The organism is Pseudomonas sp. R1-7, assembly GCF_051132105.1.
Taxonomy (GTDB): domain Bacteria; phylum Pseudomonadota; class Gammaproteobacteria; order Pseudomonadales; family Pseudomonadaceae; genus Aquipseudomonas.
The window spans coordinates 4,795,605-4,810,721 of the sequence record NZ_CP071661.1 but is presented as its reverse complement, the minus strand read 5'-3'; the positions used below and the strand labels follow the sequence as shown (position 1 = coordinate 4,810,721).

General features: G+C 62.2%; 12 protein-coding genes. 7 read left to right on the top strand and 5 right to left on the bottom strand.

Going from position 1 to position 15,117, the window contains the following annotated elements:
- Positions 1-125: 125 nt before the first annotated feature.
- The 7 genes from treP (at position 126) to tadA (ending at position 9,656) form a co-directional block, all read left to right on the top strand.
- Positions 126-1,568, top strand: coding sequence for a PTS system trehalose-specific EIIBC component (gene treP, locus J3P79_RS21565; RefSeq protein WP_434605599.1), 1,443 nt, complete (start codon positions 126-128; stop codon positions 1,566-1,568).
- 61 nt (positions 1,569-1,629) lie between these two features.
- On the top strand, positions 1,630-3,276 hold the full coding sequence (gene treC / locus J3P79_RS21560) for an alpha,alpha-phosphotrehalase (protein WP_434605597.1): 1,647 nt from the start codon (positions 1,630-1,632) through the stop codon (positions 3,274-3,276).
- Positions 3,277-3,419: 143 nt separating this feature from the next.
- Positions 3,420-4,643, top strand: coding sequence for a maltoporin (locus tag J3P79_RS21555; protein WP_434605595.1), 1,224 nt, complete (start codon positions 3,420-3,422; stop codon positions 4,641-4,643).
- Positions 4,644-4,714: 71 nt separating this feature from the next.
- A complete protein-coding gene (gene ptsP, locus J3P79_RS21550) occupies positions 4,715-7,249 on the top strand; it encodes a phosphoenolpyruvate--protein phosphotransferase (RefSeq protein WP_434605594.1) in 2,535 nt (844 codons plus the stop codon).
- A gap of 2 nt (positions 7,250-7,251) precedes the next feature.
- Entirely contained in the window at positions 7,252-7,539 is a 288-nt protein-coding gene (locus J3P79_RS21545; RefSeq protein ID WP_434605593.1) for a PTS transporter subunit EIIB, read from the top strand.
- 243 nt (positions 7,540-7,782) lie between these two features.
- Positions 7,783-9,159, top strand: a complete 1,377-nt coding sequence (locus tag J3P79_RS21540; RefSeq protein ID WP_434605591.1) for a multicopper oxidase family protein — start codon at positions 7,783-7,785, stop codon at positions 9,157-9,159.
- Complete coding sequence (gene tadA / locus J3P79_RS21535) at positions 9,159-9,656, top strand: tRNA adenosine(34) deaminase TadA (RefSeq protein WP_434605590.1); 498 nt, start codon at positions 9,159-9,161, stop codon at positions 9,654-9,656. Before J3P79_RS21540 ends, tadA begins: the two co-directional genes overlap by 1 nt.
- A gap of 4 nt (positions 9,657-9,660) precedes the next feature.
- Here the strand turns inward: tadA and cmoB are convergent, their stop codons facing one another.
- From cmoB to lon, 5 genes are all read right to left on the bottom strand, one after another.
- On the bottom strand, positions 9,661-10,617 hold the full coding sequence (gene cmoB, locus J3P79_RS21530) for a tRNA 5-methoxyuridine(34)/uridine 5-oxyacetic acid(34) synthase CmoB (protein ID WP_434605589.1): 957 nt from the start codon (positions 10,615-10,617) through the stop codon (positions 9,661-9,663).
- Positions 10,614-11,357 carry a carboxy-S-adenosyl-L-methionine synthase CmoA gene (cmoA, locus tag J3P79_RS21525; protein WP_434605588.1) on the bottom strand — a complete coding sequence of 248 codons (744 nt, stop codon included), beginning with the start codon at positions 11,355-11,357 and terminating at the stop codon, positions 10,614-10,616. Before cmoA ends, cmoB begins: the two co-directional genes overlap by 4 nt.
- A 59-nt stretch (positions 11,358-11,416) precedes the next feature.
- Positions 11,417-12,052, bottom strand: a complete 636-nt coding sequence (locus tag J3P79_RS21520) for a lysoplasmalogenase (protein WP_434611571.1) — start codon at positions 12,050-12,052, stop codon at positions 11,417-11,419.
- Between the two features lie 2 nt (positions 12,053-12,054).
- A complete protein-coding gene (locus tag J3P79_RS21515; RefSeq protein ID WP_434605587.1) occupies positions 12,055-12,447 on the bottom strand; it encodes a protease inhibitor I42 family protein in 393 nt (130 codons plus the stop codon).
- Positions 12,448-12,661: 214 nt separating this feature from the next.
- Positions 12,662-15,076, bottom strand: a complete 2,415-nt coding sequence (gene lon / locus J3P79_RS21510) for an endopeptidase La (protein WP_434605586.1) — start codon at positions 15,074-15,076, stop codon at positions 12,662-12,664.
- Between the last annotated feature and the right edge of the window lie 41 nt (positions 15,077-15,117).

Sequence of the window (15,117 nt, the reverse complement as noted above, 5' to 3'; positions counted from 1 at the left end):
GGCCTCATCATAAACAAAAACATAACTCGTCTGTACGAGTTGTTGATTTAACTCGTACAGACGAGTACTTTCTCTCCCACGTGCTGTCGACTCTCAATAACAAGAATGACGCGGAAGAAAAAAGCATGAGCCACGATTACTCCAAAATCGCCAGCGAGCTGCTGCAAAGCTTGGGTGGCGTCGACAATATCGAGCAGGCCGCCCATTGCGTGACGCGCTTGCGCCTGTCCCTCAAGGACGCGGCCCGGGTGGACAGCGCCACGCTGAACCAGATCGACCTGATCAAGGGGTCGTTTTTTACCGGCGGCCTGTTCCAGGTGGTCATTGGCCCGGGCGAGGTGGAAAAGGTCTACGCCGCCCTGCGCGAGCTGACGGGCCTGGCCGCCGCCACCATTGCCGACGTCAAGCGCCAGGGCGCGCAGAAGGGCAACGGCATGCAGCGCCTGGTGCGGGTGCTCTCCGATGTGTTCATGCCTATCCTGCCCGCGCTGGTGATTGCTGGCCTGCTGATGGGCGTCAACAACCTGCTGGGCGCCAAGGGCATGTTCATTGCCGGACAGACATTGCTCGATGCCTATCCCAACCTGGACGGCGTCTGGAGCCTGATCAACCTGATGGCCAATACCTCCTTCGTTTTTCTTCCGGCCCTGGTGGGTTGGTCGGCGGCCAAGCGTTTCGGAGGCAGTGAGATCCTCGGCATCGTGCTGGGCCTGATGCTCGTGCACCCGGACCTGCTCAACGCCTGGAACTACGGCAAGGCGGTGGCGGGACTGGAAGGCCAGAGCCTGCCGTATTTCGACATCTTCGGCTGGTTCCGGATCGAGAAAGTCGGCTACCAGGGGCAGATCCTGCCGATCCTGCTGGCGGCCTATGTCATGAGTGTGATCGAGCGCTGGTTGCGGGCCAGGGTGCCCAACGCGATCCAACTGCTGGTGATCCCCATCACCACCATCGTGATCACCGGGGTGCTGGCCCTCGCCATCATCGGTCCGGTCACCCGCCACCTGGGCATCCTGATCACCGAAGGCATGGTGGCGCTGTTCGACCTGGCGCCGGTGATTGGCGGGGCGATTTTCGGCCTGCTCTATGCGCCGCTGGTGGTGACCGGCATGCACCACATGTTCCTGGCGGTGGACCTGCAATTGATCTCGACCCAGGGCGGCACCTTCATCTGGCCGATGATCGTCATGTCCAACCTGGCCCAGGGCAGCGCGGCGCTGGCGGTGTTCTACATGACCCGCAATGCGCGGGACAAGAGCATGGCGTCCACCTCGGCGATTTCCGCTTATTTCGGCATCACCGAACCGGCGATGTTCGGGGTCAACCTGCGCTACAAATTCCCCTTTTATTGCGCCCTGGCCGGCTCGGCCCTGGGTTGCATTTTCCTGTCGCTGAACAAGATCAAGGCCTCGGCGATTGGCGTGGGTGGGCTGCCGGGTTTCATTTCCATCGTGCCGGACTACATACCGATGTTCGTGGTCGGCATGGTGATCGCCATGAGCGTGCCCTTTGCCCTGACCTGCGCGTTGAGCATGAAGATCGTCCGGCCGGGCTATCGGGTGGCCTGACACCGGATGCTTGCACGATGAGGCCCGTAAGGCCGAACCAAACAGACTGAAGGAACTGCAGATGCAAGACTGGCAACGCTCGGTGATCTACCAGATCTATCCCAAGAGTTTCTACAGCCATGGCGGACAGGCCACCGGTGATTTGCTGGGGGTGGTGGACAAGCTCGACTACTTGCACTGGCTGGGTGTGGACTACCTGTGGCTGACGCCGTTCCTGCGTTCGCCGCAACGGGACAATGGCTACGACATCAGCGACTACTACGCCATCGACCCCAGCTACGGCACCATGGCCGACTGCGAATTGTTGATCGCCGAAGCACGCAAGCGCGGCATCAAGCTGATGCTCGACATCGTGGTCAATCACACGTCCATCGAGCATCCCTGGTTCCAGGCCGCCCGCAGCAGCCTCGACAACCCGTACCGCGATTTCTATATCTGGCGGGACCAGCCGAACACCTGGGAGTCCAAGTTCGGCGGCTCGGCCTGGGAGTATGAAGCCCAGACTGGCCAATATTACCTGCACCTGTTTGACCACACCCAGGCCGACTTGAACTGGGACAATCCCCAGGTCCGTGCCGAAGTGTTCAAGATGATGCGTTTCTGGCGGGACAAGGGTGTGGGCGGCTTTCGTCTCGATGTGATCAACCTGATCTCCAAGCCGGCCGACTTCCCTGACGACCACACCGACGGCCGGCGTTTCTACACTGACGGTCCCAACGTGCACCGCTATCTGCAGGAAATGCACCGGGAAGTCTTCGAGGGGTTCGACCTGATCAACGTTGGCGAGATGTCGTCCACCAGCCTGGAACACTGTGTTCGTTATTCGTGCCCGGCCTCCCGTGAACTGTCGATGACTTTCAATTTCCACCACCTGAAGGTGGATTATCCGAACCTGCAAAAGTGGGTGCGGGCCGACTTCGATTTTCTCGAGCTCAAACGCATCCTGTCCGACTGGCAGGTCGGCATGCAGGCCGGCGACGGTTGGAATGCGCTGTTCTGGTGTAACCATGACCAGCCGCGGGTGGTGTCGCGGTTTGGTGATGACGCAGAGTACCGCGTGCCGTCGGCGAAGATGCTCGCCACGGCGTTGCACTTTCTCCAGGGCACGCCGTTCGTGTACCAGGGCGAAGAACTGGGCATGACCAATCCGGGTTTCGACCACATCGAGCAATACCGCGATGTGGAAACCTTGAACATTTATCGCCTCAAGCGCAACGCCGGGGTCCCCGAAGCCGAGGCCATGGCGCCGATCATGCAGAAGTCCCGTGACAACGGGCGCACGCCGATGCAATGGAGTGCCGGGCCGAACGCCGGTTTCAGTCCGGTCGAACCCTGGATTGGCGTGCCTGCCAACGCCGCGTTTATCAATGTCGAGCAACAACAAAAAGACGCGACCTCGGTGCTGCATTACTACCGCGAGCTGATCGCCCTGCGTCGCAGCGAAGCCTTGATCCAGGACGGCGTCTACCGCCTGCTGTTGCCTGAGCATCCGCATGTGTGGGCGTACCTGCGCGAAGGGCAGGGAGAGCGCCTGCTGGTGGTCAGCCATTTTTATGCAGGCGACTGCGAGGTGGAGCTGCCCGAAGGCGTCCTCACCCCTGACACGAAACAACGTTGGGTGGTCGGCAACTACGAGGCCGGTGAACACCGTTACCGACGGCTGCGCCTGCGGCCCTACGAGTCGTTCGTGCTGCACCTGAGCGACTGAATAAAAAACTTCCCCTGACCCAGGCAATGCCTGACAGCGAACACGTTGCGCTAGACGCATCGTGAGCCCTTTGTCGTCGGCCAAACGGCAAACAAGGGGGGAAGTCATGGAGCAAACAACAATAAGAAACAATGGAGAGGCGTATGAAAACAACAATAAACCGTGGCCTGGCCGCGTCCTGTATCTGCCTGGCGCTGCCGTTCCCGGTTCAGGCGCTGGAGTTTTCCGGTTATCTGCGCAGTGGCGTCGGCAGCGCGACCAATGGCCGTTCTCAATCCTGTTTCCAACTGCCTGGGGCGCAGACTAAATATCGGTTGGGCAACGAGTGCGAGCAGTACGGGGAGTTGGAGCTGCGCCAGGATCTGTTCACCCTCGACGATGGCTCGGTGTTGAGCGTGGACGGCATGGCGTCGCTGTACAACCGCTACGATCGCACGCCGACCTTCCAAGGTGAAAACGGCGCGGCGCGCATGCCGCAGATGTATGCCCAATGGTCGAACATGCCCAGCCTGAACGGCGGGTCATTGTGGGCCGGCCGGCGGTATTACAAACGCAACGACATCCATATTTCGGATTTCTACTACTGGAACCAGAGCGCCACGGGTGGCGGGATCGAGGATGTGCTGATCGGTGGGCTGAAATACAGCTACGCCTTCTCGCGCAAGGACAACCTCTACCAGAAAGACCCGGTCAACCGGCATGACTTCAACGTCGCCGGTTTCAGGACCAACGCTGGCGGCGAGCTGGAATTTGGCCTGAGTTTCATCGACCGGGCGAACCGTCGTGACGCTCATCGTGGTTGGGCCCTGACCGCCCAGCATGTGCAGCAGGACTTCCTGGGTGGCAAGAATAAACTGGCCTTGCAATACGGCGAGGGCCCCGGCACGGGGCTGGGGTATACCGGCGACACCGGGCTGGACGACAACAACAAGAGTTATCGTCTGGTGGAGTTTTTCGATTGGCAGGTCACGCCGCGTTTTGGCGGGCAGGTGCAGGCGGTGTATCAGAAGGACATTCGCCCCGATGGCGCCGACCAGGACTGGCTGTCGTTGGGGGTTCGCCCGGCGTACGCCATCACCGATCAGTTCAAGCTGGTGGCCGAACTGGGCCACGACCAGGTGCATGCCAACGATGGAACACGCAAGCTGAGCAAATTCACCTTTGCCCCCACCTGGTCGCCCAAGGGCCCGGAATTCTGGGCTCGCCCGGAAATTCGGCTCTATTACACCTACGCCAGTTGGAACGCGGCGGCCCAGCGTGCAGCCAATCAACTGGCCGCCGGCTCGGCGCTGTCCGACACCGGTGTGTTTGGTGGAGCGCGACATGGTTCCAACGTGGGGTTGCAGGTCGAATATTGGTGGAAATGACCCGTGCAGGCGCGGGTCGCTGAGCTGCGTGCCCGCGATGCGAAAAAGAACAGACAGCAGCAGGTAAAGTCATGAACACAACGCAATCCTTGCAATTGCTCGCACCGCTGTCCGGGGTCTTGATGCCTTTGGACAGCGTGCCGGATCCGGTCTTCTCCAGCCGAGTGGTGGGGGATGGCATTTGTATCGATCCAACCTCGCAAACCCTATGCGCGCCGCTGTCCGGTGTCATCGGCACGCTTCAGGACAGCGCCCATGCAGTGAGCATCACTGCTGACAATGGTGTCCAGGTGCTGATGCATATAGGCCTGGACACGGTTAACCTGGCTGGCAAGGGGTTCACTTCGCGGGTGACCATGGGGCAGCGGGTCGAGGCTGGCCAGCCGCTGATCGATTTCGATGCCGACTACATCGCCTTGCACGCACGTAGTCTGTTGACGCTGATGCTGGTGGTCAGTGGCGAGCCCTTCAGCCTGCTTGCGGACGAGGCCACTTGCGTCGAGAGCGGCGTGCCGTTGTTGCAGGTGCGCCCAGGTGAGCAAGGGGCGATCGATGAGGCGCAGCTGGGCACGGTGCTGTTTTCCAGGTCGTTGATCTTATCCAATGAAAGTGGCCTGCATGCCCGTCCTGCCGCGGTACTCGCCCAGGCGGCCAAGGGCTTTGATGCTCATATCCAACTGCATAAGCAGCAAGCCAGCGCCAACGCCAAATCCCTGGTGGCGATCATGGCGTTGCAGACGGCCAAGGGCGACAGTGTGCAGATCAGCGCCGCCGGTGCCCAGGCTGGGCAGGCCATCGAAGCGCTGGAACAATTGTTGCTGTCTGGGTGCGGCGAAACAGTGCGGGCGCCGCTGACACTGGAGCCGATCACCGCCATCGAACCGTCGATGCCCGGTCGGCTACGGGGTGTCTGCGCATCGCCCGGCTCGGCGTTTGGCGAAGTGGTCCGGATCGCCTCCCGAGTATGGGATATCGATGAGGCAGGCGCCGGCATCGAGGTTGAGCAGACGGCGCTGAAGCAAGGGCTGGAGCAGGCGACAAAAGCCTTGAAAGCATTGCAGGACGAGGCGGCAGGCAGCGTCCAGGCACAGATTTTTCGTGCCCATCAAGAGTTGTTGGAAGACCCCACCTTGCTGGAGCAGGCCCAAGCCTTGATCGCCGCGGGCAAGAGCGCGGCGTTCGCCTGGAAAACCGCCACCGAGGCGAGCGCTGCGCTGTTCCAGCAATTGGGCAGCGCTTTGCTGGCCGAGCGCGCAACGGACCTGGCCGATGTCGGGCAACGGGTGCTCAAGTTGATCCTCGGGGTGCAGGACAACGCCTGGAACCTGCCCGAACAGGCGATTCTGGTGGCCGAGCAACTGACGCCCTCCCAGACCGCCAGCCTCGACACCTCACGCATCGCCGGGTTTGTTACCGTGGGCGGTGGCGCCACCAGCCATGTCGCGATCCTGGCCCGGGCGCTGGGCCTGCCCTCGTTGTGTGGCGTGGCGCAAGACGTGCTGGCATTGGAGAACGGCACCCGGGTATTGCTGGACGCCGACAGCGGTGAACTGCATGTGAGCCCGGACCAGGCCCTGATCGACCAACGTCAGGCCGCGAGTGAGCAGCAGCGCCAACGACATCAGCGTGATTTGGAGCAGTCGGCCCAGGCGGCCCTTACCCTGGATGGTCATCGAGTCGAGGTCAGTGCCAATGTCGGGTCGCTGCGGGACGTGGAACAGGCCATGACGCTGGGAGGCGAAGGTGTGGGACTATTGCGCTCCGAACTGCTTTATCTGGATCGTACTCACCCGCCTGGCCATGACGAGCAAGCGGCCCTGTACAGCGCCGTCGCCCGGATCCTTGGGGCTGAGCGCAACCTGGTGGTTCGCACCCTGGATGTGGGCGGGGACAAGCCGCTGGCTTATGTTCCGATGGCTCATGAGACCAATCCATTCCTGGGCATGCGCGGCATTCGCTTGTGCTTGGAACGTCCGCAGTTGTTGCGCGAACAGTTCCGGGCGATTCTTGCCTGTTCGGGGCTTGCGCGGCTGCACATCATGCTGCCCATGGTCACGCAACTGGCGGAGCTGCGCCTGGCGCGGCAGATGCTGGACGAAGAGGTCCGCCAGCTGGGACTCAAGCAGGCGCCGAAGCTGGGTGTCATGATCGAAGTGCCCGCGGCAGCGCTGCTGGCCGACCTGTTTGCCCCGGAGGTGGATTTCTTCTCCATCGGTACCAACGACCTGACCCAATACACCCTGGCCATGGACCGTGACCACCCGCGCCTGGCCAGCCAGGCCGACAGCCTGCACCCTTCGGTGTTGCGCCTGATCGCTCGCACGACCGAGGCGGCTCGCGCCCACGGCAAATGGGTCGGGGTGTGTGGCGCGCTGGCCTCGGAACCCTTGGCGGTGCCGCTGTTGCTGGGGTTGGGCGTGGACGAGTTATCGGTCAGTGTGCCGCTGATTCCGGCGATCAAGGCCTGCGTGCGTAATTGGGATCTGACGGAATGCCGCACGCTCGCTCAACAGGCCTTGGGCCAGGACAGCGCGGAGCAGGTGCGTGACCTCCTGCGTACTCACTCATCCACCGCCAACCCGGCCAACCTGGCCATGGAGCATTGAACATGTTCGACAAACTGCAACGGGCGTTCTGGAAAGCCCTGACCCCGGACCTGGTACCGGAAGAACCCAAGCGGCCGGCAGCGGTTGAAGGGCTGGCGCCGGCCGTCATGGCAGCGTTGGGCGGCGCGGAAAATCTCAAGTCCCATCAGCCCGTGGCGTTGACGCGGCTGCGGGTGGAACTGCGGGATGTGGCACGGATCGATCGGGCAGCGTTGAGCGGCGCCGGTGTGGCGGGAGTGATGACGCTGGACAACGGCGTAGTGCATCTGATTACAGGCCTGCCGGGCTAATTGTCGGAGGGGGGGGCTGCGCCCGAAGCGTCGGACCGGCCCAGCGGGAGCAAGCTCCCTCGCCACAAGAGCGGTCCGGCGAGGGGGGCGTTCGGTGTTTCGCGGGTAATGGAGTTTCTGTCGGGAAATAACCGCCACACGTTTTTTCATCTTCGTTTCCTTACCGTTTCTCATCTGCGGGTGTATCGTATTCGCCTTTTGCGGGCCCACCGGTCCGTCGCAGATGCAGAGGTAGTCGCGTTCATGTCCTTTACCCGTCGCCAAATACTCGGTGGCCTGGCCGGTCTTGTTGTCGTAGGTGTGGGTGCAGGAGGCGCGTCGCGGTATTGGTTGGGCAAAATGGCCGACGCCGAGGCCGGTCACGACTATGAACTGATCGCCGCGCCTCTGGATGTGGAACTGGTGGCCGGGCACAAGACCCAGGCCTGGGCGTTCGGCCCGTCGGCGCCGGGTACCGAACTGCGGGTGCGCCAGGGCGAGTGGTTGCGGGTTCGTTTCATCAACCACCTGCCGGTCGCCACCACCATTCATTGGCATGGCATCCGCTTGCCGCTGGAAATGGACGGCGTGCCCTATGTCTCGCAATTGCCGGTATTGCCGGGTGAGTATTTCGATTACAAGTTCCGCGTGCCCGACGCCGGCAGCTATTGGTATCACCCCCACGTCAACAGCAGTGAAGAGCTCGGGCGTGGGCTGGTGGGGCCGTTGATCATCGAAGAGCGAGAGCCCACCGGTTTCAAGTACGAACAGACCCTGAGCCTCAAGAGCTGGCATGTGGATGAACAGGGCGAGTTCGTCGCGTTCAGCATTCCTCGCGAGGCAGCGCGTGGCGGCACGGCCGGACGATTGTCGACCATCAACGGTGTGCCGCAAGCGGTGATTGACCTGCCGGCCGGGCAGATCACTCGGGTGCGCTTGCTCAACCTCGATAACACGCTGACTTACCGTATCAACATCCCCGGCGTTGAAGCGCAGATCTATGCGCTGGATGGCAACCCTATCGAACCGCGCCCGCTGGGCAAGGAATACTGGCTTGGCCCGGGCATGCGCATTTGCCTGGCGATCAAGGCGCCGCCGGCCGGTGAAGAGTTGTCGCTGCGCAACGGTCCGGTACGCCTGGGTACGTTGCGTTCGGTACCGAACAATGATGCGCCGACGCCATGGCCGCCTGCATTGCCGCCCAACCCGGTGGCCGAGCCGGACCTGGCCAACGCCGAGAAACTCAACTTCAATTTCGAATGGGTCGGCTCGGTGTCGGTCAATGTCGACAACGGCAAGCCGCCGAGCCTGTGGCAGATCAACGGCAAGGCCTGGGACATCACCGACAAGACCTGCGCCGACCGGCCGATCGCCACGCTGAAGAAAGGCCAGAGCTACATTTTTGAATTGAAGAACATGACCCAATACCAGCACCCGATCCATTTGCACGGCATGAGCTTCAAGGTGATTGCGTCGAACCGGCACAAGGTCATCCCGTACTTCACCGACACCTACCTGCTGGGCAAGAACGAGCGGGCGCAGGTGGCGCTGGTGGCGGATAATCCGGGCGTATGGATGTTCCACTGCCATGTGATCGACCACATGGAAACCGGCCTGATGGCCGCCATCGAGGTGGCGTGATGCGCCAGATTCGCCCTGCCAGGATCATCGACCGCAGCCGTGACCAGGATTTCATGCGCGAAGCCCTAGCCCTCGCCGCACAAGGCGCGGCCCTGGGCGAAGTGCCGGTGGGCGCGGTGCTGGTGCAGGACGGTGAAATCATCGGCCGCGGCTTCAACTGCCCGATCAGCGGCCACGACCCCAGCGCCCATGCCGAAATGGTCGCCATCCGTGCCGCGGCCCAGGCGCTGAGCAACTATCGCCTGCCGGGCAGCACGCTCTACGTCACGTTGGAACCGTGCAGCATGTGCGCGGGCCTGATCGTTCATTCGCGCATCGCCCGGGTCGTCTACGGCGCCTTGGAGCCCAAGGCCGGGATTGTGCAGAGCCAGGGGCAGTTTTTCAGCCAGGGCTTTCTGAACCATCGGGTGACGTTCGAGGGTGGGGTGCTGGCTGAGGAGTGCAGCACGGTGCTAAGCGAGTTTTTCAAGGCCAGGCGAGCCAAGCCTTCAGACTGAGCACTTATTTGCGCGCCACAATCACCGCCCGCATCGGCGCCGGCAGCCCTTCGATGGTCTTGCTGTGGTCCGCAGGATCGAGGAAGTCACTCAGCGACTGATATTTCATCCATTCGGTGCTGCGCTGCTCCTCCACGGTCGTCAGGCTCACGTCCACGCAACGCACATCGCTGAACCCGGCGCGGCGCAGCCAGCGCTCCAGCGCCGGGACCGACGGCAGGAACCAGACGTTGCGCATCTGCGCATAGCGATCCTCGGGCACCAGCACCTGATGCTCGTCGCCCTCGATCACCAGGGTTTCCAGCACCAGTTCGCCGCCCTTGACCAGGCAATCCTTCAAGGCCAGCAAATGTTCGATCGGCGAACGGCGGTGGTAGAAAACGCCCATGGAAAACACCGTGTCGAAGCCTTCGAGCTCCGGCGGCAGGGCCTCGAACGGGAACGGCAGGTGCCAGGCGTTGGGCTGCGACAGGTAGCGCTGTACCGCCTGGAACTGACAGAAAAACAGCCAGTTGGGATCAACGCCGATCACCGTGTCGGCCCCGGCGCCGAGCATGCGCCACATGTAGTAGCCATTGCCGCAGCCCACGTCGAGGATGCGCTTGCCTTGGAGGTCGAGGTGCGGCGCCACGCGCGACCACTTCCAGTCCGAGCGCCATTCGGTGTCGACGTACACACCGAACAGGTCGAATGGGCCTTTGCGCCAAGGCGACAGGCCCATCAGCGCGGTACGCATCTGGGCCCGGGTTTCGTCGGAACAATCGGCATCCAGCGTCAGCCCGTTCAGCAGGTCCACGGTGGTGGGCTGCAAGACCGGTAGCGCATCGAGGGCGCTTTGCCAACGCTCCAGATCGCCGTGGCCTTTTTCCATCTTGATGTCGAGCTGCGTTTGCAACGTCACGGCCCAGTCGGCCAGGGGCGTGCCGGCCAGATGGCGGGCGAGGGGGGACAGATCGATCATGGCAGGGCAATCAACGAGGCGAAGTTAAGACATTGGAACCACGGGACGACTTTCGAGAACCCGGCGGCCAGCAGGCGTTCGCGGTGTTCTTCGAGGCTGTCGGGCTTCATGACGTTTTCGATGGCGCTGCGTTTCTGGGCGATTTCCAGTTCGCTGTAGCCGTTGGCGCGCTTGAACGCCACGTGCAGGTCGGTCAGCAGCGCGTGCTCTTCGGCATCGTTGAAGCGCAACTTCTCAGAGAGAATCAGGGCACCGCCGGGCAGCAGCGACTGATGGATGCGGCCCAGGAGGGCGGTGCGCTGGTCGGGCGCGATGAATTGCAAAGTGAAATTCAATGCCACCACCGAGGCCGGCTGGAACGTCAGGGCGAGGATGTCGCCTTCGATCACTTCCACCGGCAGCAGCTCCTGGAACATCGAGTCCTGACCATTTAGGTATTCGCGGCAGCGCTCGACCATGGCCGCCGAGTTATCCACCGCAATCACCCGGCAACCGTCGGTGCGCACATGGCGGCGCAGGGCCTGGGTTACCGCCCCGAGGGACGATCCCAGGTCGTAGAGCACGCTGTTGGGCTGGGCGAATTGCGCCGCGAGTACGCCGAGGTTCTCGACGATGGTCGGGTAGCCTGGCACCGAGCGCTTGATCATGTCCGGGAACACCTGCACCACGTCTTCATTGAAGGCGAAGTCGGGCACCTGGGCCAAGGGTTGGGCGAATAGGCGATCGGGCTCTTTGCTCACGGCGGTTCCAGCGGCTGGGGTGTAGAAAAGGCCGGCATTTTAACCAGAAAGTCGGAGCTTTAGTGCGGCTTTCGGGGAAACGCCGACGCAGTGATTCCCCACTGGCCCAGCCAGTAGCTGACGATGATCAGGTAAGGCGCGGCATGAAAAGGCGCCACGAACCGGTTGATACCGATCAGGCTGTCGGAGAAGACAAAACCCAGCGCTCCGGCGGACGCGAGCAGGGCCGAGCGTTTCGGCACCTCGGTCCCCAAGCGCGCCAGGGCCCTCCAAAGCATTGCGCTGATGACCAGGCCATAGACGACCACCGGTACCAGCAGCGGCCCGAGGCCATTCGACACCAGTATTCCCAACAGCAAGGCGCCGATGAACAAGGCAACGGCCAGCGGCACCAGCGCTGGGCGGCGGCAGTCACTGAGGTAGGCTTTCAAATAGGCCAGGTGCGCCAGCAAGAACGCGCCGAGCCCGAATACAAACAAGTCCCCCGGCCAGGCCAGCAGTACATCGCCCACCACCGAAAAAATCAGCCCCAGGCTGATCCAGCGTCGATATTCGCCTGGCGGCGCGTCGTGCAGCCAGCCGAGCAGGGCCAGCACCGGCATCGGCTTGACCAGCAGGCACAGCAACGTGGCATGCATCGCCAGGCCGTAAAGGTAGGTGGCCGCACCCATCAGCGCGAGGATCAGCCAGCCCACGATCAATCCACCGAAATGGCGCAATCAAACGTTTCCACGGCTGGCACTTCCGGTGCCCAAGGCTGTTGATACGTCAGGCGCAAGCGCCCGGTGCCAATTGCAAAGGCCTGGAAGCGCCAGGTCGAGACCCCGGCGGCCCCGACCACGCCAGCGTCCTCGGGGTTGCGATAGACCTCAGGGCCAAGGCCTTTAAGGACGCCACCGGCCGAGTCCTGGATACTCCAGCGATAGCCCGTGGTGGGGTTGCTCGGCAGGCTCAGGATCAGGTTCTGGCCGCTTTTGAGCTGCACCGGGCATTGGCTCTGTTTTTCCACCGTCACGATGTGTTTCGGCTGTGTGGCGCAGGCGCTCAGCAGGGCGAGGCTGACGGGGACAAGCAGGCGAGTGAGGGACATAAGGGCAACGGCTCCGGCATTCACGACGAACGGCGAGCATAACCGAAGATGCTACTGGGTGTGTCAGGTTGGGATGTGTTGTTGCTGATGTCGCCATCGCGAGCAAGCTCGCTCCCACAGTGGATTTGTGGTGTTCACAGCATTTGTGATCCACACCAAACCCTGTGGGAGCGAGCTAGCTCGCGATGAGGCCGGTACAGCCGCTAGAGGAACATCAAAACAACACCTTCGCCACATCCGCAAACCGCTTGGCAAAGTGCACCGTGACGCCTTCCTTCAGATAGTCCGGCAGTTCCTCGAAGTTGCCGCGGTTGGCTTCTGGCAGGATCAGTTCATTGATCTTCTGCCGGCGCGCGGCGATGACTTTCTCGCGTACACCGCCAATCGGCAGGACATGCCCGGTCAAGGTCAGTTCGCCCGTCATGGCCACGCCTTTCTTCGGTGGCTGGTTGCGCGCCAGGGACAGCAGGGCGCTGGCCATGGTCACGCCGGCGCTCGGGCCGTCCTTGGGCGTGGCCCCTTCCGGTACGTGTAGGTGGACAAAAGCTTCGTCGAAGAACTTCGGATCGCCGCCGAATTGCTTCAGGTGTGAACTGACGTAGCTGTGGGCGATTTCCGCCGATTCCTTCATCACCTCGCCCAGTTGCCCGGTGAGCTTGAAGCCCCGATTGAGCGTGTGGATCCGCGTGGCTTCGATCGGCAGGGTCGCGCCGCCCATGCTGGTCCAGGCCAGGCCGGTGATCACCCCGACGCCGGACAGGACCTGCTCGTTGCGGAACACCGGTTTGCCCAGGGAGGCCTCGAGATCCTTCGGCCCAAGCTTGATCACTGCTTTTGGCTCCTCGATCAGCTTCATCACCGCCTTGCGCACCAGTTTTCCCAGTTGTTTTTCCAGTTGGCGCACCCCGGCTTCACGGGCATAGCCGTCGATCAGGGCCTTGAGGGCGCTGTCGCTGATACTCAGGCTGCCCTTGGACACGCCGGCCTTGGCCAGTTGCTTGGGCCACAAGTGGCGCTTGGCGATGGCAACTTTTTCTTCGGTGATGTAGCCCGACAGGCGAATCACTTCCATGCGGTCCAGCAGCGGGCCGGGGATCGAGTCGAGGGTATTGGCGGTGCACACGAAGAGCACCTTCGACAGGTCCAGTCGCATGTCCAGGTAATGGTCGAGAAATTCGACGTTCTGCTCAGGATCGAGGGTTTCCAGCAGCGCTGAGGCCGGGTCGCCCTGGTAGCTCTGGCCCATCTTGTCGATTTCGTCGAGCATGATCACCGGGTTCATCACTTCGACGTCCTTGAGCGCCTGCACCAACTTGCCCGGCTGGGCGCCGATGTAGGTGCGCCGATGGCCCTTGATCTCGGCTTCGTCGCGCATGCCGCCGACGCTGAAACGGTAGAACGGCCGCCCGAGGGATTCGGCGATGGACTTGCCGACGCTGGTCTTGCCCACGCCGGGCGGGCCCACCAGCAGGACGATCGAGCCGCTGATCTCGCCCTTGTAGGCGCCCACGGCGAGGAATTCCAGGATGCGGTCCTTGATGTCGTCCAGGCCGGCGTGGTGCTGGTCGAGAATCTTGCGTGCATGCTTGAGGTCAAGCTTGTCCTGGCCGTAAACACCCCACGGCACTGACGTTGCCCAGTCCAGGTAATTGCGCGTGACGGCGTATTCCGGAGAACCGGTCTCCAGGATCGAGAGTTTGTTCATTTCCTCTTCGATGCGCTTCTGGGCCTGGGCCGGCAGCACCTTGCCTTCCAAGCGTTGCTCGAACTGCTCCAGATCGGCGCTGCGGTCGTCCTTCGTCAGCCCCAGCTCCTGCTGGATGACCTTGAGTTGTTCCTTGAGGAAGAACTGGCGCTGATGTTCGCCGATCTTGCTGTTGACCTCGGCGGAAATCTCCTTCTGCAACCGCGCGACCTCGACTTCCTTGCGCAGCATCGGCAGGACTTTCTCCATGCGCTTGAGCATCGGCACGCAATCGAGCACTTCCTGCAGCTCGCTGCCGGTGGCGGAAGTGAGGGCGGCGGCGAAATCGGTCAGCGGCGATGGGTCATTGGGGCTGAAGCGGTTGAGGTAGTTCTTCAGCTCTTCGCTGTACAGCGGATTGAGCGGCAGCAGTTCCTTGATCGCATTGATCAGCGCCATGCCATAGGCCTTGACCTCGTCGGTCGGCTCGCTTGGCTGGTGCGGATACTCGACTTCCACCAGGTAAGGCGGGCGATGGTGCTTGAGCCAGGTGCGGATGCGTACGCGGGTCAGGCCCTGGGCGACGAACTGCAATTTGCCGGCTTCCCGGCTGGCGTGGTGCACCTTCACCAGCGTGCCGTAGAGCGGCAGCTTCGAGGTGTCGAAATGACGTGGGTCTTCCTGGGGCGAGTCCATGAAGAACAGCGCCAGGGAGTGATGTTCGGACTTGGCCACCAATTCCAGCGTTTCGGCCCACGGTTCTTCGTTGACGATGACCGGCAGCACCTGGGCGGGGAAGAACGGACGGTTGTGGATTGGAATGATGTAGACCTTGTCCGGCAGGCTCTGGCCGGGCAGGGCCAGGCCGGTGCCGGAAGAAGTATGTTCGATGTGCTCGGATTCAGCGTATTCGTTCGTCGCTTCAGTAGAGTGCTGGTCGCTCATGGGGCACCTGCGCAATGGAGTATGGATCTTAGATGGGGCAG

Excerpts from the sequence above, each read along its gene's own strand:
- treP (WP_434605599.1), top strand. The coding sequence starts at position 126 with ATGAGCCACGATTACTCCAAAATCGCCAGCGAGCTGCTGCAAAGCTTG.
- treC (WP_434605597.1), top strand. The coding sequence starts at position 1,630 with ATGCAAGACTGGCAACGCTCGGTGATCTACCAGATCTATCCCAAGAGT.
- J3P79_RS21555 (WP_434605595.1), top strand. The coding sequence starts at position 3,420 with ATGAAAACAACAATAAACCGTGGCCTGGCCGCGTCCTGTATCTGCCTG.
- ptsP (WP_434605594.1), top strand. The coding sequence starts at position 4,715 with ATGAACACAACGCAATCCTTGCAATTGCTCGCACCGCTGTCCGGGGTC.
- J3P79_RS21545 (WP_434605593.1), top strand. The coding sequence starts at position 7,252 with ATGTTCGACAAACTGCAACGGGCGTTCTGGAAAGCCCTGACCCCGGAC.
- J3P79_RS21540 (WP_434605591.1), top strand. The coding sequence starts at position 7,783 with ATGTCCTTTACCCGTCGCCAAATACTCGGTGGCCTGGCCGGTCTTGTT.
- tadA (WP_434605590.1), top strand. The coding sequence starts at position 9,159 with ATGCGCCAGATTCGCCCTGCCAGGATCATCGACCGCAGCCGTGACCAG.
- cmoB (WP_434605589.1), bottom strand. The coding sequence starts at position 10,617 with ATGATCGATCTGTCCCCCCTCGCCCGCCATCTGGCCGGCACGCCCCTG.
- J3P79_RS21515 (WP_434605587.1), bottom strand. The coding sequence starts at position 12,447 with ATGTCCCTCACTCGCCTGCTTGTCCCCGTCAGCCTCGCCCTGCTGAGC.
- lon (WP_434605586.1), bottom strand. The coding sequence starts at position 15,076 with ATGAGCGACCAGCACTCTACTGAAGCGACGAACGAATACGCTGAATCC.